Raw genomic sequence first — 22,979 nt, 5'->3', positions numbered from 1 at the left:
GATCAGAAGGGCGGCTTACTAGGGGTATGCCGCCCTTTTTTATTGTGGCGAACGGGGTATCATTGCTCCCCATTCGATAGCACCATTTACCGACTGAGAATGCTGGACCTGTTATGACCGAGCTGAAAAATGATCGCTTCCTGCGCGCACTCATGCGCCAGCCCGTTGACCGGACCCCCGTATGGATGATGCGGCAGGCTGGCCGTTACCTGCCGGAGTACCGGGCGACTCGCGCCAAGGCCGGTGATTTTCTCAGTTTATGCAAGAATACGCCGCTTGCCTGCGAGGTGACGCTCCAGCCATTGGAACGTTACCCGCTGGATGCGGCGATTCTGTTCTCCGATATCCTCACCATCCCCGATGCCCTTGGGCTGGGGCTCTACTTCGAGACCGGTGAGGGCCCAAAATTCAAGAACACCATCCGTTCCGAGGCCGATGTGGCCGCATTGCCGACCTTGAAGGCAGAGGTGGATCTGGACTACGTCATGAACGCGGTTTCTACCATTCGCGGTGCGCTCAATGGCAGTGTTCCCCTGATCGGGTTCTCGGGCAGTCCCTGGACCCTGGCGACCTACATGATCGAGGGTGGTTCCTCCAAGGATTTCCGGGAAGCCAAGAAACTGATGTACGGTCAGCCCGAGGTCATGCACCGCTTGCTTGACCACCTGGCGGATTCCGTTATCGATTACCTCAACGGCCAGGTAAAGGCCGGTGCCCAGGCGCTCCAGATTTTTGACACCTGGGGCGGTGTGCTCAGTAGCTGGGCCTATGAGGAGTTTTCGCTGCGCTATATGAAGAAGATCGTGGACGGTCTGATTCGTGAGCGCGATGGCCGTCATATTCCGGTCATCCTGTTCACCAAGAACGGCGGCCAGTGGCTGGAATCGATCGCCGACACTGGTGCGGATGCTGTGGGCCTAGACTGGACCACCGATATCGGCAATGCCCGTGCTCGCATCGGTGATCGTGTCACGCTTCAGGGCAATATGGACCCAGCCATGCTCTATGCGCCGCCCGCGCGGATTCGCCAGGAAGTGGCGGATATTCTCCGGCGCTTTGGCTCCGGTACCGGCCACGTGTTCAACCTTGGACACGGCATCACGCCCGACGTCGATCCCGACCACGCCAAGGCATTCATTGAGGCGGTGGTCGAACTGAGTCCCGAGTATCATCGCTAATTGATGGTCTTTTGCCTCCCCGAGCGTGAGCTTTGGGAGGCACGCCCCCGTTACGGATAATCCCGGTGGATGTGACCTCCTGTCCAGTCTATAGTCAGTTTAAATCAAGACTGGTCGACAGGAGTAGCCACTTGCCTTCCAAGCCCCCCGAAAAACGCCGATTTCATCGGATCGAGTTCGATGCCCCTTGCGAGCTCCATTGTCTGGACCGTGTCTGGACCACCGAGGTGCTGGATATTTCCCTGAAAGGTGTTCTGGTCAAACGCCCGGACGGCTGGGATGTCCCGCTGATGCAGCCGTGTGAGGTGATTGTTCATCTGAACGAACATGAAGCGGCCATCGTTATGGCGGTGGAACTGCGCCATGTGGAAGAGCACCGGCTGGGCTTCCAGTGCCAGTATATTGATCTGGAGAGCGCCACGCACCTCAAGCGCCTGGTCGAACTCAATCTCGGTGACCAGGCACTGTTGGAGCGAGAATTTGCCCATCTGATTGATTAGCGGATTAGCGAGCGTTCCAGCTTACAGATCTCCCAGGGCAGAAAGCGCATCACTCAGTTTGGTCACCGGTATCACCCTCATCCCCTCAGTGTCTTTCCGGGGTGCATTGGCCTTGGGTACCAGTGCCCGGGTAAAGCCATGCTTCGCCGCTTCGTAAATCCGTTCCTGGCCACTGGGCACCGGGCGTATTTCGCCTGAGAGACCGACCTCGCCAAAGATTACCAGATCCTGGGGCAGGGCGCGATCCCGAAACGAGGAAACGATGGCCGCCAGTAGCGCCAGGTCCGCGCTGGTTTCGTTCACCTTCACGCCGCCCACCACGTTAACAAAGACATCCTGGTCGGATACGTGCATGCCGCCGTGGCGATGCAGAACGGCCAGCAGCATCGCCAGCCGGTTCTGGTCCAGGCCCACTGCAACCCGGCGTGGGTAACCGCCCTGAGCCATGTCCACGAGCGCCTGGATTTCCACGAGCATTGGCCGGGTGCCCTCCCAGACCACCATCACCACGCTTCCTGGCGCAGCGTCCTCGCCTCTATTGAGGAAGATGGCGCTCGGGTTCTTCACTTCCTTGAGCCCCTGTTCCAGCATCGCGAACACGCCCAGTTCGTTCACCGCGCCAAACCGGTTCTTGATCCCGCGCAGGGTCCGGTAGCGGCTGTCGCTGGAGCCTTCCAGTAAAATGGAGCAATCGATCATGTGCTCCAGCACCTTCGGTCCGGCGAGACTGCCGTCCTTGGTGACGTGGCCGACCAGGAACAGGATGGTGCCGGTCTGTTTCGCGAACCGGGTCAGGTACGCGGCGCTTTCGCGAACCTGGGACACCGAGCCCGGTGCCGACTCAGTCTCCGCCACGTGCATGACCTGGATACTGTCGACGACCAGAATGCGGGGCTTTTCAGCTTCTGCCACCTGCATCACCCGTTCGACGCTGGTTTCCGACAGCATTTTCAAATCGCTGGTCGGCAACCCCAGGCGCTTGGCACGCATGGCCACCTGCTGCAGGGATTCCTCACCCGTCACGTAGAGGGCGGGTACACTCGCGGCCAGGTGGCAGACCGCCTGGAGCAGGAGGGTGCTCTTGCCGGCACCCGGATGGCCGCCCATCAGGACGGCCGAGCCTTCTACCAGGCCCCCGCCCAGAACCCGGTCAAACTCCTGCATTCCGGAGCTGATTCGGGGCTGCTCGGCCAGGCTGACGTCGTCCAGGCTCTTGATCTCGGACAGGCTGCCGGCGAATCCCTCAAACCGGGCCCCGCGGGCTCCTTTGGCACTGCTGCTGACGCCGCGGACTTCGCTGACGGTGTTCCAGGCCTGGCAGGCTGTGCACTGGCCCTGCCATTTGGAATAGTCTGCACCGCACTCGGTGCAGACATAGGCGGTTTTGGTTTTTGCCATCAGGCCAGCTTCTTGTACTTCATGCGCTGCGGCACCATGGCCGAGTCGCCCTTGCGCTTCTTGTGGTCTTCATCGTATTCGCTGAAGTTGCCCTCGAAGTAAACCACTTCACCGTCATCTTCGAACGCCAGAATGTGGGTGGCGACCCGGTCCAGGAACCAGCGGTCGTGCGAGATGACCAGCGCTGCGCCCGGGAAGTTTAGCAGGGCTTCTTCCAGAGCCCGGAGAGTTTCGACGTCAAGGTCGTTGGTCGGCTCGTCCAGCAGCAGCACGTTGCCGCCCTGTTTCAGAAGTTTGGCGAGGTGCAGGCGGTTTCGTTCGCCGCCGGACAGGTCGGCCACGCGCTTTTGTTGGTCGCCGCCCTTGAAGTTGAAGCGGCCAACGTAGGCCCGCGACGGTGTCTCATAATTGCCGACCTTGATAATGTCGTTGCCGTCGGAGAGTTCTTCCCAAACGGTTTTGCTGCCATCCAGGTCGCGCATCTGGTCAACATAGGCCAGCTCGACGGTCTCGCCGACCACAATCTCGCCAGAGTCGGGTTTGTCGTAACCCCCAATCATCTTGAACAGAGTGGACTTGCCGGCACCGTTACCACCGATGATGCCAACAATGGCACCGGGGGGTACGCTGAAGGACACGTCTTCGTACAGCAGGCGGTCGCCGAAGGACTTGCTGATGCCGTCGACCTCGATGACCTTGTTACCCAGGCGTGGTCCGGGCGGAATGTACAGTTCATTGGTTTCGTTGCGCTTCTGGAATTCCTGGGAGCTCATTTCCTCAAAGCGGGCCAGACGGGCCTTGCTTTTGGACTGGCGGCCCTTGGCGTTGCTGCGAACCCATTCCAGTTCCTGCTTGACGGCTTTCTGATGAGAGGCTTCTTGCTTGGATTCCATTTCCAGGCGCTTTTCCTTGTTCTCAAGCCACTGGCTGTAGTTGCCTTCAAACGGGATGCCCTGACCCCTGTCCAGCTCCAGAATCCAACCAGCGACGTTATCCAGGAAGTAACGGTCGTGGGTGATGGCTACCACGGTGCCCTCGTAGTCGTGCAGGAAACGCTCAAGCCAGGCGACCGACTCAGCATCCAGGTGGTTGGTGGGCTCGTCTAACAGCAGCATGTCCGGGCCGGACAGCAGCAAGCGGCAAAGGGCGACACGGCGGCGTTCACCACCTGATAGCAGCTTCACTTTCTGGTCCCAGGCAGGAAGGCGCAGCGCGTCTGCGGCGACTTCCATTTTACGTTCGATATCGTGACCGTCGGTGGCCTGGATGTAGGCTTCCAGTTCGCCCTGTTTCTTGGCAAGGGCGTCAAAGTCGGCATCGGGCTCGGCGTAAGCGGTGTAGACCTTGTCCAGTTCGGCCAGCGCATCGTGCACGCCGGAGACGGCTTCATCGACAATTTCCTTAACCGTCTTGTCGTCGTCCAACTCCGGTTCCTGAGGTAGGTAGCCAACGTTGATTCCTGGCTGTGGTCGTGCCTCGCCGATGTAATCCTGGTCGACGCCCGCCATAATGCGAAGCAGGGTGGACTTGCCGGCACCGTTCAGACCGAGTACGCCAATCTTGGCGCCCGGGAAGAAGCTCAGGGAAATATCCTTGAGGATTTCGCGCTTGGGTGGAACAACCTTGCCCAAGCGGTTCATGGAGTATACGTACTGGGCCATAACGGGCTATGTCCTCTTTTGTATTCTGAGGTAAATAAAAGAAACTCGGAGATAAGCCCCGTAAGGTAGCGAAACCCGAAAGCTATAGCAATTGAGGGAAAATCGCAGGTTGCGGTGTGACGGTTTCTGCGGAGGGCCCGAGGGGCCTATAAAAGATGATTTTTTACCCATTTGTAAGATAGAATAGCGGCCCAATTTTTCAGGGAGCCTGCGGAGATTTCCAAAGCTCTCCGGGCCAGCCATGCACACAGGGGCAGCGCATCCATGTTTAATCGTGATATGAAAATCGCCGGCTTTGACGACGAACTCTGGAACGCCATGCAGGCGGAAGAGAAACGCCAGGAAGCTCATATTGAGCTGATTGCATCCGAGAATTACACCAGCCCGCGCGTAATGGAAGCGCAGGGCAGCGTGCTGACCAACAAGTATGCCGAAGGCTATCCGGGCAAGCGCTACTACGGCGGTTGTGAGTATGTGGACATTGCGGAAGAGCTGGCGATTGATCGCGCCAAGCAACTGTTCGGTGCGGCCTACGCCAACGTGCAGCCGCATTCCGGTTCCCAGGCCAACTCTGCGGTGTTCATGGCGTTGCTGAAGCCCGGCGATACTGTGCTGGGCATGAGCCTGGCCCATGGCGGCCATCTGACCCACGGTGCCAGCGTCAACTTCTCCGGTAAAATCTACAGTGCCGTTCAGTATGGTCTGAACCCGGAAACCGGCCTGATCGACTACGACGAAGTCGAGGCCCTGGCCGTTGAGCACAAGCCGAAGATGATTATTGCCGGTTTCTCTGCCTACTCCCAGGAACTCGACTTTGCCCGTTTCCGTGAAATTGCCGATAAGGTTGGCGCCTACCTGTTCGTCGATATGGCGCACGTGGCGGGTCTCGTTGCGGCGGGCGTATATCCGGACCCGGTCCCGCACGCCCACGTTGTGGCGACTACCACTCACAAGACCCTGCGCGGTCCCCGTGGTGGCCTGATCCTGGCCTGCGACGATGCCGACCTGCAGAAAAAACTGAACTCCGCGGTCTTCCCCGGTGGTCAGGGCGGTCCGCTAATGCACGTGATCGCCGCCAAGGCGATTTGCTTCAAGGAAGCGATGAGCGACGAGTTCAAGGTTTACCAGCAGCAGGTGGTCAAGAACGCCAGTGCCATGGCCCAGGTGTTTATCGAGCGCGGTTATGATGTCGTCTCTGGAGGCACCAAGAACCACCTGTTCCTGCTCAGCCTGATCAAGCAGGACATCACCGGCAAGGACGCGGATGCCGCCCTTGGCCGTGCCCACATCACCGTCAACAAGAACGCGGTCCCCAATGACCCGCGCTCGCCGTTCGTCACCTCTGGCCTGCGCATTGGCACGCCGGCAATCACCACCCGCGGATTCGGTGAGTCCGAGTGTCGTGATCTGGCGGGCTGGATCTGTGACATCCTTGACAACCTCGAAGACGAAGCCGTCAATACCCGTGTGCGCGAGCAGGTAGCTGCTCTGTGTGCCCGTTTTCCGGTCTACGGCTAAACTTCAGGCAAGACCTGATGCGTCGGACGCCCGGGCGGGCGTCCGACGCTGACCTCCTCTTCGGAGTTTCTGATTATGCATTGTCCCTTCTGTGGTGAAGCAGATACTAAGGTCATTGACTCGCGCCTCGTTGCCGAGGGGGATCAGGTGCGTCGCCGTCGGGAATGCCTGTCGTGTCACGAGCGGTTCACCACCTTTGAGTCGGCCGAACTGGTGATGCCCCGCGTTGTGAAACAGGACGGGATTCGTCAGCCCTTCGACGAGGAAAAGCTGCGGTCCGGCATCATGAAGGCGCTGGAGAAACGTCCGGTAAGCATTGAGGAAATTGATGCGGCATTGAATCGCATCAAGTATCGGCTCCGTGCCACTGGCGAGCGGGAGATCAAGTCGATGCAGTTGGGCGAAGAGGTGATGACCGAATTGCGACAGCTCGACAAGGTTGCCTACGTCCGGTTTGCGTCTGTGTATCGAAGCTTCCAGGACATTAACGAGTTCAAGGAAGAAATCGAGCGATTGTCGGCAACCAACGGCGAGAATGCGGTGGAAGTTGCCAAGGCGCTGGCGGACAACCATTCCGCGAAAGGAAAAGCATGACCGAGGTTCGTGACCGGGCCATGATGGCGCGTGCCGTCCAGCTTGCCTGGCGAGGTCGTTACTCGACACACCCGAACCCGAGGGTCGGCTGTGTCATTGCCCGTGGCAATCAGATTCTGGGTGAGGGCTGGCACGAGCGGGCGGGGGAAGCCCACGCCGAGATCCGGGCGCTGAGCCAGGCCGGGCCTTCGGCTCGCGGCGCAACGGCGTACGTGACGCTCGAGCCATGCAGCCACTTCGGGCGCACGCCGCCCTGCGCCCGGGCATTGATCGATGCCGGCGTGGCCCATGTATTTGCCGCCACCAAGGACCCCAATCCGTCGGTATCCGGTCGCGGTCTCGAGTTACTGCGCGAGTCTGGCATCCAGGTCACTGAAGGGTTGTTGGCGGACGAAGCCGCCCGGCTGAATCCGGGGTTCATGAAACGCATGAATACCGGCCGCCCCTGGGTGCGCCTGAAGATGGCGGCCAGCCTCGACGGCCGGACCGCCATGGCGTCCGGCGAAAGCCAGTGGATTACCGGCAGTGAGGCCCGTCAGGATGTGCAACGACTGAGGGCGATCAGCGATGCGATTGTAACCGGGGTCGGCACCGTGCTGGCGGACGATCCATCGCTGACCGTTCGCCGGGAAGAACTGGGTGATATCGGTGATGCAACCGAACCGTCCCGGCAGCCGCTGCGGGTCATTGCCGACCGGGATGCCCGTACACCGCCTTCCGCCAGGATCCTGCAAGGCGGCAATGTTCAGGTGTTCTGCGCCTCGTCCACGCTGGCGACTGCGCCCGCCCAGGATCTGGCGGCGTTAGGGGTCAGCATTAACGGGGTTGCCTGGAAAGATAACGGCATTGATGTGGCGGAGTTGCTGGACTCTCTTGGAGAGCTGGGGATTAACGAGTTGCTGGTAGAGGCGGGCCCGACCCTCGCGGGAACCTTCGTCAGCGAAGGGCTGGTCGATGAACTCTGGCTGTACCAGGCCCCGGTTTTTCTGGGCAGCACCGGTCGGCCCACCGCGCACCTGCCCCTGGAATCCATGGCAGACAAGGTGCAATGGAAGGTGCTGGACCGACGTCAGGTGGGCGAGGATCAACGATTGATCCTGGCACGCCGGTAATCAATAAATTCACGGTGTCCGGACAGCGCCAGGCTGCCGGTTAACCGCAAGGGTGCAAAACCGTATGGCACTGAACAGCATTGAAGAAATCATTGAAGACATCCGTCAGGGCAAGATGGTCATTCTGATGGACGATGAGGATCGCGAAAATGAAGGCGATCTGGTGATGGCGGCCGAGCACTGCTCGGCCGACGCCATCAACTTTATGGCTCGCTTTGGGCGGGGCCTCATCTGTATGCCGATGACCCGCAACCGTTGCGAGCAGCTGGGTCTTCCGCTGATGGTGCAGCAGAATGCCTCGGGGTTTGGTACCAAGTTCACCCTGTCGATTGAGGCAAAAGAAGGTGTGACCACTGGTATCTCCGCCGCCGACCGCGCCCGTACCGTTCAGGCCGCGGTCGCCCGCGATGCCAAGGCGTCGGATCTGGTTCAACCCGGGCACATCTTTCCGCTGATGGCGGATCCGGGCGGCGTCCTCAGCCGCGCCGGGCACACCGAAGCCTCCTGCGATCTGGCGGCGCTTGCCGGTTCCGAGCCGGCCGGTGTCATTTGCGAGATCATGAATGACGATGGCTCGATGGCGCGCCGTGAGGATCTCGAGCGGTTTGCGGAAGAGCACAATCTCAAGATTGGTACCATCGCGGACTTGATCCACTATCGCACCATGAATGAGCGCACCATTGAATGTGTGGAAGAGAACAAACTGGACACCGAATACGGCGAGTTCAGCCTGCGGACATACCGGGACAATATCCAGGGCTCGACTCACCTGGCCATGGTTATGGGTGATATCAGTGCTGACGAGCCGGTCCATGTGCGCGTGCACATCACCGACACCCTGAGGGATCTGTTGGGTGCCCGCCGCAAGGACTCCCGCAGCTGGCCTTTGCATCATGCCCTCGAGAAAGTGGCGGCAGAAGGCAAGGGTGTTGTGGTGCTGCTCAACAGCGCTGAAGACAGCTACAACCTGGAAGACCGGATTCACGAGTTCTTTGACGAGGGGCAGGGCTCCGCCGGCAAGGGTAGCTCCGGTGTCTATTTCACCGTCGGTACCGGTTCCCAGATTCTGCGGGATCTGGGTGTTGGCAAAATGCGCTTGTTGAGCCCCCCGATCAAGTTCTCCGCCATCTCCGGTTTCGATCTGGAAGTGGTTGAATACGTTCCCTACACCCCCGAATGATTAACCCGGTTGGGGCTCCAGTGCCCTGGCCCGTGAAGGAGCCATGCATGGCAGATATCAAAGTAATTGAAGGTGACTTTACTCAGTGCAGCGGTCGTTATGCACTGGTTGTTGGCCGGTTTAACGGCTTTGTGGTTGAGAGTCTGGTTGAGGGCGCTCTCGACACCCTGCGTCGCCACGGTATTTCCAGCGACGACATTGAGATCATCCGTGTTCCGGGTGCCTACGAAATGCCCTTGGCGGTCAAGCGTGTGGCCGAAACCTCGAACTACGACGCCATCATCGCCCTCGGGGCGGTTATCCGTGGTGGTACCCCCCATTTCGAGTATGTTGCCGGTGAAGCGTCCAGTGGTCTGGGAGCGGTTAGCCTCGAGACCGACGTACCCGTTACCTTCGGTGTCCTGACGGTGGATTCCATTGAGCAGGCGATTGAGCGTTCAGGCACCAAGGCGGGTAACAAAGGCGCCGAAGCGGCGATTACCGCGCTGGAAATGGTCAGCCTGTTCAAGAAACTGGGTGAGTGATGAGCGCAACTGACGATAACTCCCCCCAGCCAGCACCAACGGGTCAGCCCAAGGCCGGCGACCGACGTCGTGCGCGTGCTTTGGCGATGCAAGGCCTGTATCAGCGCCATTTCAGCAAAAGCTCAATCTCTGATATTGAAGCTGAGTTCATGGTTGATAATGACATGAGCAAGGTGGATCTGCTGTATTTCCGCGACTTGCTTCGTGGTGTACACCGTGAGCAAGCCGATCTGGACAAGCTGCTGGAGCCTTTCCTGGATCGGCCGCTGGATGAAGTCGATGCCATAGAGTTGGCCATTGTGCGCCTGGGCGCCTACGAGTTGAAGCACCGGCTGGATGTGCCCTACAAGGTGGTGATTAACGAGGGCATTGAGATGGCCAAGCGTTTTGGCGGTACGGAAGGGCACAAGTTCGTCAACAGCATTCTGGACAAGCTCAGTCGTCGTTTACGACTGGCAGAGACACGTCCCCGATAGGGTATGGGCGAATTCGAGCTGATCCGGCAGTATTTCCAGCCGATTGCGGACTCACTCCCCACTGGAGCACTGGTGCTTGGGCCCGGAGATGACTGCGCCATTCAGCGAATTCCTGCCGATCAGGATCTGGTGTTCTCCGTCGACACCATGGTGGAGGGTATTCATTTCCCCGAAGCCTATCCGGCCGATCACCTTGCCTGGCGCGCCCTCGCAGCCGCTACGAGTGACCTGGCGGCCATGGGGGCACAGCCTGTTTGCTTTACCCTCGCATTGACCCTCCCTGCCGCCGATGAACAGTGGTTGTCTGACTTCTCACGCGGGCTTTCGGCTGCGGCGGGAACATTCCATTTGTCTCTGGCCGGCGGCGATACAACTCGCGGGCCCCTGACGCTGAGCCTTCAGGTACACGGGACCGTGCCCCGGGGTGGCGGCCTGCGTCGTTCAGGTGCGCAAGCGGGGGATCTGGTTTGTGTGTCAGGTACCCTTGGCGACGCCGGCGCCGCGTTGGACTATCTTGGTGAACAACAGCCATCCGCTGACGTCAAGGTGGTGCTTGATCGGTATCATCATCCCCACCCCCGTCTGGCTCTGGGCCAGGCGCTCTCGGGGATTGCGAGCTCGGCCATCGATATCTCTGACGGTCTTTTGGCAGACCTGGGACATATCCTGGAAGCGTCCGGTGTGGGGGCCACAATCGATCTCTCTGTCATTCCCCTCTCTCGGGCTTTGTGCCGGCTAAAAGGCGAGAAGGCGCTGGAATTTGGGTTGCACGCGGGTGATGACTACGAACTCTGTGTGACGATTGCCCGCTCACAATGGAGTGCCATGCCGGAGGAGGGAGAGGAACACCTGACGGTGATTGGGACGATTGAGTCTGAGCCGGGCCTTCGTTTAACCGGCGGGTCTGAGAATACCGACGTTGCTGGTACCGGTTTCGACCATTTCAGGAGAAAGTCATGAGTCAGGAGGATCAGCTCCCGGAGCCGGACCTGCCGCAGGCATTGCTTCCGCCCGGGTTCCTGAAGAACCCGGTGCACCTTCTCGCATTCGGTTTTGGCAGTGGCGCGGCTGCCCGTGCGCCAGGAACCTGGGGCAGCCTGGCCGCTATCCCGTTCTGGTACGCTTTTGCATGGCTGCCCGGAACGGTTTACTGGGCCATCGTGCTGGTCGCTTTCCTGGTGGGTATCTGGTTGTGCGGAAAAACCGCCCGGGACCTGAAAGTCCATGACCATGGGGGAATTGTCTGGGATGAGTTCGTGGGAATGTGGATTGCCCTGGGGTTGTTCCCGGATCAGGTAACAGGGGTGCTACTGGCCTTTGCTCTGTTCAGGCTGTTCGATGTGGTCAAACCCTGGCCGATCAGCTGGCTGGACGATCGGCTGCCGGGCGGCCTTGGGATCATGATTGACGATGTGGTGGCAGGATTTATGGCAATGGCATCCATGTTCGCCATTGACCGATGGTTAATGCCGGTCATTGTGTGAACGGGGTTGGGCTGGCGTGGAGCATTTCCTTAATGGAGTTGCTGCTCCTCCGGTAACAGCCTAACGACGTGCAGAAAGCGCCTGAGCCCGGTTTCTGCGCGTTCTCGTGAGGCAAAGGGGCCGCTGTCAAACCCTTCCCGGGTGGTGAAATACCATTTGCTGCCTACGCAGAAGAACCGGCTACTTCTGAAGGGGACTGGGCCTGCTTCCCCCGACCTGATTTGGGTGTCCATAACTTCTCCTGTGCCCGCTGCTCTCCGTCCAGTTCCGGGCGCCAAATTTGTTTTGCCGATCTGTTTAAAATTAATCCAATTGAGGGCGAATTCAACATTTTTTTACATTTTTACGGGGTGGGTCTCAAACAGGATCTGCAAACATCGCAGCGTTTTTGCGGCAACCGATTGAAAAGGCCGGCTTGCCCTCGTCAGAAGCACTCGTCAAAATGCAATCAACCAGATGCTAACCTCTAGGCCTTTCCCTCGTATATCAAGGAGATTTCATGAGTATCGTTCACGTATTTGCGGCCCTGAAGCCGGGTAGTCGCATAGCTGGGCAGGGTGCCCGATTGATGATGGTTTTCGGTCTTCTGATCGCAATGGTCGGCTGTTCGTCCACCATGTCCAGGGTAGAAACGTGGGATGGAGAGCCGGCAGCGGCAGCCAACGCGGCAACCCTGAAGGCGCCCGGTGCCATCCAGGTGTCCCGCATCAACGGCCGCAATATGAGCAATTTCCTGATGGATGACCTGGCCCTTGATTACGCCTTGCTGCCGGGGCAGAACGAGGTCATCTTTACCTACAAAACCATCTGGGCGAAATCGGGCGTGGTTGAAAATGGTGAATCCAAGGTGCACGTCTACACGAGCGAACCGCGGGTCGTCCGTTTCAACGCCGAACAGGATGAGGTCTACCGTTTTCAGTTCGACCAGCCTGAATCCCGGGCGGAAGCCGAACGGATGGCAGAGGAATTCGTTGCAACTGTGGTGACCGTGGATGGCCAGAAGGTCGTAGCGGAATCGAGTGTGTGGACACCGTCGGAGGCATCGGGTCGCACACCGATACCGGAAAGCGGTTCGGTTGGTTCGGCGCAAGGCAGTGCGCTCGATACGCTCAAATCGGTCTGGGCAACCGCCACTGAGGAAGAGAAAAAGGCGTTTCTGCGCTGGGCGTTCGAATAAATGGCGCGGGCCTGCCCTCGGGGCAGGCCCGCCCTACATCCGGAAGCGATTCAGGGCTTTCTTGAGCACCCCCTCAAGTGCGGTCAATACGTCGTCAGTCAGCGTCTGATGGGAGGAGTCTGCGTCGTCCTCCAGTTCTCCCTCGGAACCCAGGGTGTGGGCAGCGTTTTCGATGGCGCTCAGACTCTCGCTAACATACCCCTCCAATGAGCCACCCTCAGCGACAACATCCGGGCAAAGCGTAAAATTGATCGTCAGTCGGCCCTGATAACTCACTGCGACAATGACCAGTCCCATGCTGTCGAATAATGGCGCGGTGTTGTATTGCTGCGTGAGTCTGGCGCCCTGCAAATAGAGCGGCACCTGTGGACCCGGCACATTCGTGATCGGCAAATTGAATGCCGGCTGGTACCGCTGGGCAATTTGCAGTTCGGAGTACAGTCGTGCCGACAGCGCCAGCATCGTTGACGGCAACAATTCTGTCAGGCGATCGGCGGCGATGGCTTCCCGGTAGGGCTCCGAAGCAACGGCGTTCCTGTGGATTTTCCGGATACGCAGCGCCGGGTCTGACTCACTGGTGGACAGGTCCAGCAGCATTGCCGACATCTGATTCCCGGTCGCCCTGCGAAGACTGTTGGAGCGCACGGATATGGGAGTCATGGCCACCAGCGACCTGCTGGTGTCAGCGCCATGGTCGGTGCTGTAGCGGCGCAACGCTTCGGCACAAAGGCCCAGAACGACGTCGTTGAGTGTCACGTCGCCAAGGGTTGCCTTGATGGCTTTGAGCCGTGACAGATCGACACTGGCCGAGACGATCTGCCGGTTGGCGGTGATCTGCCGATTGAATGGGCTGTGTGGGGCTGAAAACAGTGGAAAGGGAATGGGCAGCTTGCGCAGCTGCTTCTGGATCAGGCCGCGGGTGGTCGCCTCGGCGGCGTTGAAAGCCAGGGACGTGAACTGGAGAGGCGTCCTGAGCATGTTGGCGCCGGCCTGGAGCATGACCCGCTCCTCCGAAGGTTCGGGGCGGGGACTCCAGGGCCTGGGAGCAGTAATCGGCCGTGGCTCCGGCGTGTACTCCAACAGTTTGCTAATGATGTCCTCACCGCTGAATGCATCAATGGCGGCATGATGCAGCTTTACGATCAGGGCAAAGCCGTGGCTTTCTGAATCGTCGTCCTCCAGTTTGAAACCGTCCACAAATGTGATGTGCCAGAGGGGGCGATCCCGTTTGAGTGGCTCCTCAAGGATTTTTGAAGCCAGTGTCATCAGGCTGGCCCGGCGCCCGTGTTCGCCAAGATTGACGTAGGCCAGGTGTCGCTCAATGCTGAAGTCGGGATCGTCAATCCAGTAGGGACGGCCCAGTCGCAAGGGGATTTCTTTGAGGCGCTGGCGAAAAACAGGGACAACGTGAAGGCGGCTGCGCAGGTAGGCAACGAAAGTACTGAACGCCAAAGGCGGGGTCTGCTCGCTGGCATCGAAGAGGTAGATGCCACCAATATGCATCGGTGTCGTCTCAGATTCCAGATACAGGAACGAGGCATCCAGTTCTGACAGTTGCCGCATTAATGAACTCCCTTCGGCGTTGTGGTTCCCAAAAGTATAAACGAATGGTCTGTGTTTCCGGTTGACTCGACTGCCGGTTTTATCGACGTCCTGTAGCCACTCCAACTGATTGTATATCAGGTGCTTAGCCAGCCCTGGATGGTCTTGTCCGCGTTCAGTCTGTCCCAGAACCACATGAGGGCTTTGCCCTGGTCGTCGGCGTGGCGGGCCAGATGCAGCGTGATGGGCTGCCTGGGTTCGTGGACCTGTTTCTCAACCAGGCTACCGCGTGCCAGCTGGTCGCGAATCCGGGCATGCGGCAGCCAGCCAACCCCAAGGCCGGATTCCTGGATGGCGATTTTCTGGTCTATGTTGGCGACGGTCAGGGTTCGTTGGCGGCGGAAAATGCCCGCGTGGCCGGGCGGCAATGACCTGGAGGTGTCAGCAGCCACGGCTGCCGGGTACTGCGAAATGTCGTCCTCCGTCAGCGGGGTTTCTGCGCTCGCCAGTGGATGGTCCGCCGCGACAACAAACACGAATTGCATGTCGCCCATTGGTTGGGTGGTGTAGTTGCCAGCGGGCTTACTGAATTGATCGGCACCAACGATAAGATCAATCCGGCGGTCCTGCAGCGCATCCCAGGAACCGGCGAAGACTTCTTCGACGATCTGAACATCGACAGGAACCCCCAGATCGTAAAAATCCCGAACTGCCGGGAACAGGCACTCGGCCGGGAGTAGGGAATTAAAGCCGATGCGAAGTCGGGTTTCCCAGCCCTGGGCCACCTGTTTGGTGGTGTGGGCGAGGTTCTCCGCGGCCTCAAGCAGCGTGCGTCCTTCCTCAAGCAGGTAGCGGCCGGCCGGGGTAAGGCTGGCCCGGTGGCCACTGCGGTCGAAAATTGCCACATTCAGGTCTTCTTCCAGCTTTTGCACGGTGTAGCTAATGGCGGAAGGAACCCGGAACAGCTCATTGGCCGCGCCGGCGAAGCTGCCTTTGCGGTCGATCGCGTCCAGAACTTTGAGGGCGTCTATGGTGATGGCTGTGTGCATGTTCGAAATAACTGAGGTAGTTGGCCAGAAATGCTTGTTTGAGAGGGTAACAGGGTCACAGCTATTCTTCCCGGTAAATCTCAGGAATTGCAATGATGCGGGGGTATTCTGATGGGCCTTCTGGTTGATGGTAAATGGCACGACAAGTGGTACGACACCTCAAAGACCGGTGGAAAGTTTGAGCGAGAAGCTGCACGGTTCCGGAACTGGGTTACTCCTGATGGAGCACCCGGCCCCGATGGTGAAGGTGGCTTCAAGGCAGAATCCGGCCGCTACCACCTGTATGTGTCCATGGCATGCCCCTGGGCTCACCGGACGCTGATTTTCCGGAAGCTGAAGGGGCTTGAGCCCCACATTTCCCTCTCGGTGGTGCACCCGGACATGGTCGAGAATGGTTGGGAGTTTCGGCCCGATGAGGATGCTCATCGGGACCACCTGCACGGTTACCGGTTCATGCATGAGGTATACACCAGGGCGGCGCCAACCTATTCCGGTCGAGTGACCGTTCCGGTGCTCTGGGATAAGCACAAGCAGACCATTGTCAGTAATGAATCCGCCGAAATCATCCGGATGTTCAATTCCGCCTTCGACGACCTGGAGGGAGTGAACACCGAAACCGATTTCTATCCCGAGGCGCTGCAGCCGGACATCGACGAGGTGAATGAGCGGGTCTACCATACCGTCAACAATGGGGTGTACAAGGCAGGATTTGCCACGGCACAGGACAAATATGAAGAGGCGTACGCAGAACTGTTCCAGTCGCTGGACTGGCTGGAGGAACGGCTGTCCTCCCGCCGTTATCTGGTCGGTGACGCTTTAACAGAAGCTGATTGGCGTCTGTTTACCACCCTGATTCGTTTCGATGCGGTGTACTTCAGTCACTTCAAGTGTAACCGTCAGCGCATTGCCGATTTTCCATCGTTGTCCGGATATGTTCGGGATCTCTACCAGCACCCCGGGGTAGCGGAAACGGTGGACATCAGGCAGATCAAGCGCCATTACTATGTGAGTCAGCGCACCATCAATCCGACGCAGGTCGTTCCAGTCGGGCCGTTGCTGGATTTCGATGCGCCCCATGGGCGGGACAAGCTTAGCTGACCCGAGCCACGGCCACTTCGGTCAGGAGTTCCAGCGCAGTCCGGTGTGCCGAGTCGGGCAAGCCGGTCAGGCAGCCTGCCGCCTTGGCCGCTTCGGCTCGGGCGCGAGTCATGGTGTACTCCAGGGCTCCGGAGGTCTCAACGACCTTCAGTATGCTCGACAAGTCATTCAAGCCGCCTTTCCGAATTGCCTGGCGAATGAGTTGTCGCTCCTGCTCATTGCCGTTTGCCATGGCGTGAATCAGGGGTAGGGTGGCTTTGCCTTCGGCCAGATCGTCACCGACGTTCTTGCCCATGGTGTCGGCATCGCCCCGGTAATCCAGAACGTCATCCACCAGCTGGAAAGCCAGGCCCAGGTGCTTGCCATAGTCACGAAGCGCCTGTTCCTGACGGGCGTCGGCGCCGGCCAGCAATGCACCTGTGTGTGAGGCGGCTTCAAACAGCATGGCGGTCTTGTTGTGAATGACCTTCATGTACTGTTCTTCCGTGAGATCGGGATTCTTCACGTTCATCAGCTGCATGACTTCGCCCTCGGCGATCACGGCGGTCGCATGGGACAGAACGTTCATGATCGGAAGGCTTTCGAGTTCCACCATCATTTCGAATGCGCGGGCGTAGAGGAAATCACCTACCAGAACGCTTGGGGCATTGCCCCAGCGGGCATTGGCGGTGCTTCGGCCCCGGCGCATGTCCGACGTGTCCACCACGTCGTCATGGAGCAGGGTGGCGGTGTGCAGGAATTCGATCACGGCGGCCAGTTTCAGGTGGTCGTCACGGGTGTATCCCGCTGCCCGGCTGGAAAGCAGAACCAATAATGGTCTCAGTCGCTTACCGCCGCTTTCGATAATGTACTGGGCGATTTTTTCCACCAAAGGGACGTCGGAGGAGAGCCGCTGGATGATCAGGTCGTTCACGCGGCTGAAGTCCTCGGCCACGGTGTCGTATATGCGCTGGGCTGTCATGCGGCTTGTGAATCCCTTGCTACTGTTTCGAGGAAACGATTCTTGATAAATCGGGAAGGTCGCGGCAATGCTAGGTATTGCTGCCTACAGTGTCAACTTGGCTTGTATTGCAAAGCGCCTTTTCGTACAATCACGCGCCCAACTCATCCCAACCTGCGCTCCCTGCTATAGGGTCGCCAGAGCGCTTCCCTTAGAACCAGGTGGATAAGAGCAGGGATGGGTCAATCGCGGAGAACGTTAATGTACGCAGTTATTGTTAGCGGTGGTAAGCAACACCGTGTAAAAGAAGGCGAAACCCTGAAGCTGGAAAAGCTGGAAGTTGAAACCGGTGGTAACGTTGAGTTTGATCGCGTTCTGCTGATCGCCGATGGCGACAAGGTTCAGGTAGGCGCGCCGGTCGTTGATGGTGCCAAAGTGACAGCGGAAGTGGTTAGCCACGGTCGTCACGACAAGGTCCAGATCATCAAGTTCCGTCGTCGTAAGCACCACATGAAGCGTCAGGGCCACCGTCAGTGGTTCACTGAAGTCAAGATCACGGGTATCAAGGGCTGAGGCTCTCGAACCACCCCTTAAATCAGGAGGCTTGTAATGGCTCATAAAAAAGCAGCAGGTAGTACCCGTAACGGTCGCGATTCCGAGTCGAAACGACTTGGCGTGAAGCGCTACGGCGGCGAGTCTGTATCTGCAGGCAGCATCATCGTACGTCAGCGCGGAACCCGCTTCCACGCTGGTAATAATGTTGGCATTGGCAAGGACCATACCCTGTTCGCGAAAGCGGAAGGTCAGGTGAAGTTCGAAGTCAAAGGCCCGCAGAGCCGCAAGTTCGTGAGCATCGTTCCGGCTGCGTAAGCAGCGGCGATCCGGTTCTGTCGAACCTTGGGTAGCATTGATATCCTGATATAGTCAGTTATCAACGTTGCCCGGAGCCCCGCAAAGCTTCCTAGAGGCTGCGGGGCTTTTTAGTTTATGCGCGCAGCGCAAAGGGTTTATCCATGAAATTCGTAGACGAAGCCACCATCATCGTTGAGGCCGGAAAAGGCGGGCACGGGTGCCTCAGTTTCCGGCGTGAGAAATACGTCCCCAAGGGTGGTCCCGACGGCGGTGACGGCGGGGATGGCGGTTCCGTGTATCTGGAGGCGGATGAGGCGCTGAACACGCTGATTGATTACCGTTTCCAGCGCAAGCACAAGGCCCAGAATGGCGAGCCCGGCTCCGGGCGGAACTGCACCGGTACCAAGGGTGAGGATCTGGTTCTTCCGGTGCCGGTGGGTACCACGGTGGTCGACATGGATACTCATGAAGTGCTGGGTGACCTTACCCATGTCGGTCAGCGCCTCAAGGTGGCTCAGGCCGGGTTTCACGGGCTTGGCAATACCCGGTTCAAGTCCTCGGTCAATCGGGCGCCGCGCCAGACCACCAAAGGATCGGAGGGTGAGCTTCGGAACCTGAGGTTGGAGCTGAAGGTTCTTGCCGACGTTGGTTTGCTGGGGATGCCCAATGCGGGTAAGTCCACGTTCATCCGCTCGGTTTCGGCGGCGCGGCCCAAGGTCGCAGACTATCCGTTTACCACGCTCGTGCCCAATCTCGGTGTAGTGAGTGTTCAGGCTCACCAGAGTTTTGTTATTGCCGACATTCCCGGGCTGATCGAGGGTGCCGCCGAAGGTGCAGGCCTGGGTATCCGTTTTCTCAAGCATCTGGTGCGGACACGGTTGTTGCTTCACCTGGTTGATGTGGCGCCCTACGATGGCTCGTCGCCCGTGGAGTCCGTGCGTGCGATCGAGCACGAGCTGGAAAAGTTCAGCGAAACACTGGCGAACCGGGAGCGCTGGCTGGTGCTCAACAAGGTCGATATGATCGCCGAGGAGGATCGCGATGCCCGCTGCCAGGCCATTGTTGATGAGCTGAGTTGGGAGGGGCCGGTATTCCGTATCTCAGCGCTGAGTGGTGAAGGTACCAAGCCCCTGGTTCAGGCGGTCATGCGCTGGATCGAAGAGCAGGCCGAAGAAGAGGCGCAGAATCCGGAATTTGCGGAGCGCGAAGCTGCCCGCAGACGTCAGATGGACGAGGAAGCGCGCGCGCGGATTGAGTCCGAGCGCCAGGCCCGCCGGGCTGCCCGCCAGGATGACGATGATGATGACGACTTCGATGACGACGATTACGATGTCGAAGTGGTCTACGCCCCCGAGTGAGTCGAGAGAATTGCACGCATCATGAGTGAACGCACCCAGTTGCGCCAGGCTCGTCGTCTGGTCATCAAAATCGGAAGTGCCCTGCTGACCAACGACGGCAAAGGGCTGGATGTTGCGTCGCTGGGTTTGTGGGTTGATCAGATTGCAGAGCTGATTGAAAGCGGCGTTGAGGTGGTCATCGTGTCGTCCGGCTCCGTCGCCGAAGGCATGAGTCGACTGGGCTGGACCACTCGCCCCCAGCAACTGCACGAGTTACAGGCTGCCGCCGCAGTCGGTCAGATGGGATTGGTGCAGACCTGGGAAGCGCAGTTCAAACGCCATGGATTGCACGCGGCCCAGATCCTGCTGACGCACGATGATCTGTCTGATCGTAAGCGCTACCTGAATGGTCGCAGCACGCTCCGGGCGTTGCTGGATTTCGGGGTAGTCCCCATCGTGAACGAAAACGATACGGTGGTCACCGATGAAATCCGCTTTGGTGACAACGATACTCTGGGGGCCCTGGTGGCCAATCTAATTGAGGCCGACGGCCTGATCATACTGACTGATCAGCTTGGTCTGTTCGACAAGGATCCCCGCAAGCATGCCGATGCAAGCTTGGTCACCGAGCGCAAGGCCGGCGATCATGAGCTTGACGCGATGGCCGGTGGTGGTGCCGGCGCGCTGGGCCGAGGCGGCATGCTGACCAAGCTCAGGGCGGCCCGGCTGGCGGCGCGGTCCGGTGCTTTTACCGTGATTGTTGGCGGCCGGATCGAAGGCGTGATCACCCGCCTCCGCCAGGGCGATGTCATTGGCACGCTTTTGCTGCCCGAACAGGGGCGCATTGCGGCCCGTAAGCAGTGGTTGGCCAGCCACCTGCAAACACGGGGTCAACTGACTCTTGATGATGGCGCTGTAAAAGTGGTCTGTCTTGGAGGTCGGAGCCTGCTGCCGGTCGGTGTGAAAGGTGTTTCAGGGCAGTTTCGTCGGGGCGAGATGGTGTCCTGTGTCGATCAAAAGGGCAGAGAGATCGCCCGTGGGCTGGTGAATTACGGTGCGGATGAGGCCCGTGCGATTGCGGGGCGTTCCAGCGACAGGATTATCGAAGTGCTGGGTTATGTTTCCGGCGAGGAGATGATTCATCGCGATAACCTGGTCATCGTGTAGGGAATTCGGAAGCTAAAAAAACCGGCCAAGAGGCCGGTTTTTTATGCTTCTGAAGAAAAATCCGCTTACGCGCTCTTCAGAGACTTGATTCGGGCACTCAGGCGGCTCTTGCTGCGAGCAACCTTGTTCTTCGCGAAAATGCCCTTGTTGACCATGCTGTCCAGAATCGGCTGAGCCTGCTGGAAGGCAGCCTGAGCTTCTTCGTAGTTGCCAGCTTCAATCTTGGACTGAATCTTTTTCATGTAAGTACGAGCCATAGAACGCAGGCTTGCGTTGTGCTTGCGGTTCTTCTCGTTCTGACGTGCGCGCTTCTTGGCTTGCGGGGAATTTGCCACCGTAAAACTCCTGAAAATCTAAAATTCGTTGCTGAATGATTCGTTACATCGCGGGCGCGCCAAAACCAGCGCGTCGAAATAAATGACGCGAAACTATGCCGCTGAAACCCGCAGATGTCAAGACCGAAACCTATTTCATGCCCCGGCACCAAAGGCCTGTGATAAACTCGCCGCTCACTGGATGCGGGCGCCCGGGCTGGACTAGTATTTCCCGAGATGCCGCGCCAACTTGTCGTTTAATCCCTGGCCAGAGCCTTCATGTCGTCGGAACCCGAAACCACTACCGCGAAAAAATCCTTGCCGAAAGCGCCGGGTCTGTTGCGCTCCTCCGGGCTGGTGGGGGCCATGACCATGCTGTCCCGGGTGTTGGGTCTGGTTCGGGATATGGTGATTGCCCGTTATTTCGGGGCCGGTGCGGGGGCGGACGCCTTCTTTGTTGCCTTTAAAATCCCGAACTTCCTTCGTCGGCTGTTTGCGGAAGGCGCTTTCTCCCAGGCTTTTGTCCCGGTGCTGTCGTCCTACAGGGAAGGGCAGCCTGTCTCTGAGGTAAAGCGCCTGGTGGATGCCGTGGCTGGCTCATTGGGGCTGATCCTGCTTGCCGTTACTTTGATTGCCATGCTGGGGTCGCCGGTGCTGACTGCCATCTTCGCGCCGGGCTTTCTGGACGATACCGTGAAGTTTGACCTCACCAGTGACATGCTGCGCATCACCTTCCCCTATTTGCTGCTGATTTCGTTGACCGCATTCGCCGGCGGCATTCTTAACAGCTATGACCGGTTCGCAGTGCCGGCCTTCACGCCAGTTCTGCTCAATCTGGCCATGATCGGTGCAGCTATCTATCTGACGCCGCTGATGGACGAGCCGGTGATGGCGTTGGCCTGGGGCGTATTCATTGCTGGCGCGTTGCAGCTGTTCTTCCAGATGCCTTTCCTGATGCGTCTGGGACTGATGCCGCGACCACGAATCGACTACCGGCATGAGGGCGTCAGCCGCATTCTGAAGCTGATGGCGCCCGCGTTGTTCGGTGTCTCAGTCAGTCAGATCAACCTGTTACTTGATACGGTGCTGGCGTCGTTCCTGCAGACTGGCAGCGTGTCCTGGCTCTACTATTCCGACCGGTTGTCGGAATTGCCGTTGGGCGTCTTCGGGATCGCGATCGCTACAGTGATTTTGCCCAGTCTGTCCCGCAAGCATGCAGCGGACTCCGTCGACCAGTTTGCCGCCACCCTCGATTGGGCGGTCCGTGCGGTTCTGCTGATTGGTTTACCTGCCGCTCTTGCCCTGGCCCTGCTGGCCGAGCCCCTCATCGCCACGCTGTTCTATTATGGTGAGGTGACCGATCGGGATGTGGTGATGTCGGCCCAGAGTCTGCGTGCGTACTCGGCGGGGCTTCTGGCGTTCATGCTGATCAAGGTACTGGCGCCGGGTTTTTTCGCCCGCCAGGATACCCGTACGCCAGTCAAGATCGGTGTTATCGCCATGGTCGCCAACATGGTGTTCAACCTAATCCTCGTGTTCCCGCTCGCCCATGCCGGGTTGGCGCTGGCTACCTCGCTGTCGGCCTGGTTAAACGGGTTCCTGCTCTGGCGGGGCCTGCGCAAGGAAGGTGCTTGGCAGAGTCAGTCGGGCTGGCCGCGTTTCCTGGTGCAGATCGGGGTCGCCAACCTCGCGCTGGCGCTCACCATTCTCTGGCTCAAGGCACCGGTAAGCGTTTGGCTGGCCGCTGGCGGATATCAGCGTGCCGCTGACATGGCGGTGCTCGTGGGGGCTGGCGTGGCGGTCTATTTCCTGGCGCTCGGGCTGACGGGCGTGAGGGTAAGACATTTTCGCCAGAGGTAAGGTATAATCGCGCGTTTT

The 22,979-nt window shown here is 58.9% G+C and carries 24 protein-coding genes; 17 read left to right on the top strand and 7 right to left on the bottom strand.

Features of this window, described 5'->3' with window-relative positions; all coding sequences use genetic code 11:
* The first annotated feature begins 113 nt into the window (after positions 1 to 113).
* Complete coding sequence (gene hemE, locus KZO34_RS17340; protein WP_219478130.1) at positions 114 to 1,178, top strand: uroporphyrinogen decarboxylase; 1,065 nt, start codon at positions 114 to 116, stop codon at positions 1,176 to 1,178.
* A 131-nt stretch (positions 1,179 to 1,309) separates the two neighbouring features.
* Entirely contained in the window at positions 1,310 to 1,678 is a 369-nt protein-coding gene (locus KZO34_RS17335; RefSeq protein ID WP_219478128.1) for a PilZ domain-containing protein, read from the top strand.
* Between the two features lie 21 nt (positions 1,679 to 1,699).
* Here the strand turns inward: KZO34_RS17335 and radA are convergent, their stop codons facing one another.
* Both radA and ettA read right to left on the bottom strand, forming a co-directional pair.
* A complete protein-coding gene (gene radA, locus KZO34_RS17330; RefSeq protein WP_219478126.1) occupies positions 1,700 to 3,076 on the bottom strand; it encodes a DNA repair protein RadA in 1,377 nt (458 codons plus the stop codon).
* Complete coding sequence (gene ettA, locus KZO34_RS17325) at positions 3,076 to 4,737, bottom strand: energy-dependent translational throttle protein EttA (RefSeq protein ID WP_219478123.1); 1,662 nt, start codon at positions 4,735 to 4,737, stop codon at positions 3,076 to 3,078. The genes radA and ettA overlap by 1 nt, the downstream gene beginning before the upstream one ends.
* A gap of 264 nt (positions 4,738 to 5,001) precedes the next feature.
* On the opposite strand from ettA, the gene glyA reads away from it, so the two are divergent.
* From glyA to KZO34_RS17285, 8 genes are all read left to right on the top strand, one after another.
* Positions 5,002 to 6,255, top strand: a complete 1,254-nt coding sequence (glyA, locus tag KZO34_RS17320; RefSeq protein ID WP_219478122.1) for a serine hydroxymethyltransferase — start codon at positions 5,002 to 5,004, stop codon at positions 6,253 to 6,255.
* Positions 6,256 to 6,330: 75 nt separating this feature from the next.
* Positions 6,331 to 6,849, top strand: a complete 519-nt coding sequence (nrdR, locus tag KZO34_RS17315; protein WP_219478121.1) for a transcriptional regulator NrdR — start codon at positions 6,331 to 6,333, stop codon at positions 6,847 to 6,849.
* Complete coding sequence (gene ribD / locus KZO34_RS17310; RefSeq protein WP_219478120.1) at positions 6,846 to 7,961, top strand: bifunctional diaminohydroxyphosphoribosylaminopyrimidine deaminase/5-amino-6-(5-phosphoribosylamino)uracil reductase RibD; 1,116 nt, start codon at positions 6,846 to 6,848, stop codon at positions 7,959 to 7,961. Before nrdR ends, ribD begins: the two co-directional genes overlap by 4 nt.
* A gap of 64 nt (positions 7,962 to 8,025) precedes the next feature.
* Entirely contained in the window at positions 8,026 to 9,141 is a 1,116-nt protein-coding gene (ribBA, locus tag KZO34_RS17305) for a bifunctional 3,4-dihydroxy-2-butanone-4-phosphate synthase/GTP cyclohydrolase II (RefSeq protein WP_219478119.1), read from the top strand.
* 47 nt (positions 9,142 to 9,188) lie between these two features.
* Positions 9,189 to 9,665 (top strand): 6,7-dimethyl-8-ribityllumazine synthase, encoded by a 477-nt coding sequence (ribH, locus tag KZO34_RS17300; RefSeq protein WP_219478118.1) that lies wholly within the window; start codon positions 9,189 to 9,191, stop codon positions 9,663 to 9,665.
* A complete protein-coding gene (gene nusB, locus KZO34_RS17295; protein ID WP_219478117.1) occupies positions 9,665 to 10,141 on the top strand; it encodes a transcription antitermination factor NusB in 477 nt (158 codons plus the stop codon). The genes ribH and nusB overlap by 1 nt, the downstream gene beginning before the upstream one ends.
* A 3-nt stretch (positions 10,142 to 10,144) precedes the next feature.
* A complete protein-coding gene (gene thiL / locus KZO34_RS17290) occupies positions 10,145 to 11,101 on the top strand; it encodes a thiamine-phosphate kinase (RefSeq protein WP_219478116.1) in 957 nt (318 codons plus the stop codon).
* Positions 11,098 to 11,625 (top strand): phosphatidylglycerophosphatase A family protein, encoded by a 528-nt coding sequence (locus KZO34_RS17285; protein WP_219478114.1) that lies wholly within the window; start codon positions 11,098 to 11,100, stop codon positions 11,623 to 11,625. Before thiL ends, KZO34_RS17285 begins: the two co-directional genes overlap by 4 nt.
* Positions 11,626 to 11,654: 29 nt before the next feature.
* On the opposite strand, the gene KZO34_RS17280 is transcribed toward KZO34_RS17285, so the two are convergent.
* Positions 11,655 to 11,858, bottom strand: a complete 204-nt coding sequence (locus tag KZO34_RS17280) for a DUF6316 family protein (protein ID WP_041341637.1) — start codon at positions 11,856 to 11,858, stop codon at positions 11,655 to 11,657.
* 266 nt (positions 11,859 to 12,124) lie between these two features.
* On the opposite strand from KZO34_RS17280, the gene KZO34_RS17275 reads away from it, so the two are divergent.
* Positions 12,125 to 12,802: a DUF2057 family protein gene (locus tag KZO34_RS17275; protein ID WP_219478112.1), complete on the top strand. Its 678-nt coding sequence runs from the start codon at positions 12,125 to 12,127 to the stop codon at positions 12,800 to 12,802.
* Between the two features lie 33 nt (positions 12,803 to 12,835).
* On the opposite strand, the gene KZO34_RS17270 is transcribed toward KZO34_RS17275, so the two are convergent.
* Both KZO34_RS17270 and KZO34_RS17265 read right to left on the bottom strand, forming a co-directional pair.
* Positions 12,836 to 14,365: a WS/DGAT/MGAT family O-acyltransferase gene (locus tag KZO34_RS17270; protein WP_219478111.1), complete on the bottom strand. Its 1,530-nt coding sequence runs from the start codon at positions 14,363 to 14,365 to the stop codon at positions 12,836 to 12,838.
* 116 nt (positions 14,366 to 14,481) lie between these two features.
* A complete protein-coding gene (locus KZO34_RS17265; protein WP_219478110.1) occupies positions 14,482 to 15,393 on the bottom strand; it encodes a LysR substrate-binding domain-containing protein in 912 nt (303 codons plus the stop codon).
* A 111-nt stretch (positions 15,394 to 15,504) separates the two neighbouring features.
* Here KZO34_RS17265 and KZO34_RS17260 point away from each other — a divergent pair, with 111 nt between their 5' ends.
* Positions 15,505 to 16,491, top strand: a complete 987-nt coding sequence (locus KZO34_RS17260; protein WP_219478109.1) for a glutathione S-transferase family protein — start codon at positions 15,505 to 15,507, stop codon at positions 16,489 to 16,491.
* Here the strand turns inward: KZO34_RS17260 and ispB are convergent.
* Positions 16,484 to 17,452, bottom strand: a complete 969-nt coding sequence (gene ispB / locus KZO34_RS17255; protein WP_219478108.1) for an octaprenyl diphosphate synthase — start codon at positions 17,450 to 17,452, stop codon at positions 16,484 to 16,486. The genes KZO34_RS17260 and ispB overlap by 8 nt on opposite strands.
* A gap of 240 nt (positions 17,453 to 17,692) precedes the next feature.
* Here ispB and rplU point away from each other — a divergent pair, with 240 nt between their 5' ends.
* The 4 genes from rplU (at position 17,693) to proB (ending at position 20,787) form a co-directional block, all read left to right on the top strand.
* Positions 17,693 to 18,004 carry a 50S ribosomal protein L21 gene (gene rplU / locus KZO34_RS17250; protein ID WP_008170744.1) on the top strand — a complete coding sequence of 104 codons (312 nt, stop codon included), beginning with the start codon at positions 17,693 to 17,695 and terminating at the stop codon, positions 18,002 to 18,004.
* A 36-nt stretch (positions 18,005 to 18,040) separates the two neighbouring features.
* Entirely contained in the window at positions 18,041 to 18,301 is a 261-nt protein-coding gene (gene rpmA, locus KZO34_RS17245; protein ID WP_219478107.1) for a 50S ribosomal protein L27, read from the top strand.
* 143 nt (positions 18,302 to 18,444) lie between these two features.
* Entirely contained in the window at positions 18,445 to 19,641 is a 1,197-nt protein-coding gene (gene cgtA, locus KZO34_RS17240) for an Obg family GTPase CgtA (RefSeq protein ID WP_219478106.1), read from the top strand.
* A gap of 21 nt (positions 19,642 to 19,662) precedes the next feature.
* Positions 19,663 to 20,787 (top strand): glutamate 5-kinase, encoded by a 1,125-nt coding sequence (gene proB, locus KZO34_RS17235; protein ID WP_219478105.1) that lies wholly within the window; start codon positions 19,663 to 19,665, stop codon positions 20,785 to 20,787.
* Positions 20,788 to 20,852: 65 nt separating this feature from the next.
* Here the strand turns inward: proB and rpsT are convergent, their stop codons facing one another.
* A complete protein-coding gene (gene rpsT, locus KZO34_RS17230) occupies positions 20,853 to 21,122 on the bottom strand; it encodes a 30S ribosomal protein S20 (RefSeq protein ID WP_219478104.1) in 270 nt (89 codons plus the stop codon).
* A gap of 258 nt (positions 21,123 to 21,380) precedes the next feature.
* Between rpsT and murJ the strand changes: the two genes are divergently transcribed.
* Positions 21,381 to 22,961: a murein biosynthesis integral membrane protein MurJ gene (murJ, locus tag KZO34_RS17225; RefSeq protein WP_219478103.1), complete on the top strand. Its 1,581-nt coding sequence runs from the start codon at positions 21,381 to 21,383 to the stop codon at positions 22,959 to 22,961.
* Positions 22,962 to 22,979: the final 18 nt, after the last annotated feature.

Source organism: Marinobacter sp. F4206, assembly GCF_019392195.1.
GTDB lineage: Bacteria > Pseudomonadota > Gammaproteobacteria > Pseudomonadales > Oleiphilaceae > Marinobacter.
Note: the sequence above shows the minus strand (reverse complement) of the source record. Positions and strands in the feature narration are given on the sequence as shown.

Coding starts and splice junctions, on each gene's coding strand:
- hemE (WP_219478130.1), top strand. CDS start 114: ATGACCGAGCTGAAAAATGATCGCTTCCTGCGCGCACTCATGCGCCAG.
- radA (WP_219478126.1), bottom strand. CDS start 3,076: ATGGCAAAAACCAAAACCGCCTATGTCTGCACCGAGTGCGGTGCAGAC.
- ettA (WP_219478123.1), bottom strand. CDS start 4,737: ATGGCCCAGTACGTATACTCCATGAACCGCTTGGGCAAGGTTGTTCCA.
- glyA (WP_219478122.1), top strand. CDS start 5,002: ATGTTTAATCGTGATATGAAAATCGCCGGCTTTGACGACGAACTCTGG.
- nrdR (WP_219478121.1), top strand. CDS start 6,331: ATGCATTGTCCCTTCTGTGGTGAAGCAGATACTAAGGTCATTGACTCG.
- ribD (WP_219478120.1), top strand. CDS start 6,846: ATGACCGAGGTTCGTGACCGGGCCATGATGGCGCGTGCCGTCCAGCTT.
- ribBA (WP_219478119.1), top strand. CDS start 8,026: ATGGCACTGAACAGCATTGAAGAAATCATTGAAGACATCCGTCAGGGC.
- ribH (WP_219478118.1), top strand. CDS start 9,189: ATGGCAGATATCAAAGTAATTGAAGGTGACTTTACTCAGTGCAGCGGT.
- nusB (WP_219478117.1), top strand. CDS start 9,665: ATGAGCGCAACTGACGATAACTCCCCCCAGCCAGCACCAACGGGTCAG.
- thiL (WP_219478116.1), top strand. CDS start 10,145: ATGGGCGAATTCGAGCTGATCCGGCAGTATTTCCAGCCGATTGCGGAC.
- KZO34_RS17285 (WP_219478114.1), top strand. CDS start 11,098: ATGAGTCAGGAGGATCAGCTCCCGGAGCCGGACCTGCCGCAGGCATTG.
- KZO34_RS17280 (WP_041341637.1), bottom strand. CDS start 11,858: ATGGACACCCAAATCAGGTCGGGGGAAGCAGGCCCAGTCCCCTTCAGA.
- KZO34_RS17275 (WP_219478112.1), top strand. CDS start 12,125: ATGAGTATCGTTCACGTATTTGCGGCCCTGAAGCCGGGTAGTCGCATA.
- KZO34_RS17270 (WP_219478111.1), bottom strand. CDS start 14,365: ATGCGGCAACTGTCAGAACTGGATGCCTCGTTCCTGTATCTGGAATCT.
- KZO34_RS17265 (WP_219478110.1), bottom strand. CDS start 15,393: ATGCACACAGCCATCACCATAGACGCCCTCAAAGTTCTGGACGCGATC.
- KZO34_RS17260 (WP_219478109.1), top strand. CDS start 15,505: ATGGGCCTTCTGGTTGATGGTAAATGGCACGACAAGTGGTACGACACC.
- ispB (WP_219478108.1), bottom strand. CDS start 17,452: ATGACAGCCCAGCGCATATACGACACCGTGGCCGAGGACTTCAGCCGC.
- rplU (WP_008170744.1), top strand. CDS start 17,693: ATGTACGCAGTTATTGTTAGCGGTGGTAAGCAACACCGTGTAAAAGAA.
- rpmA (WP_219478107.1), top strand. CDS start 18,041: ATGGCTCATAAAAAAGCAGCAGGTAGTACCCGTAACGGTCGCGATTCC.
- cgtA (WP_219478106.1), top strand. CDS start 18,445: ATGAAATTCGTAGACGAAGCCACCATCATCGTTGAGGCCGGAAAAGGC.
- proB (WP_219478105.1), top strand. CDS start 19,663: ATGAGTGAACGCACCCAGTTGCGCCAGGCTCGTCGTCTGGTCATCAAA.
- murJ (WP_219478103.1), top strand. CDS start 21,381: ATGTCGTCGGAACCCGAAACCACTACCGCGAAAAAATCCTTGCCGAAA.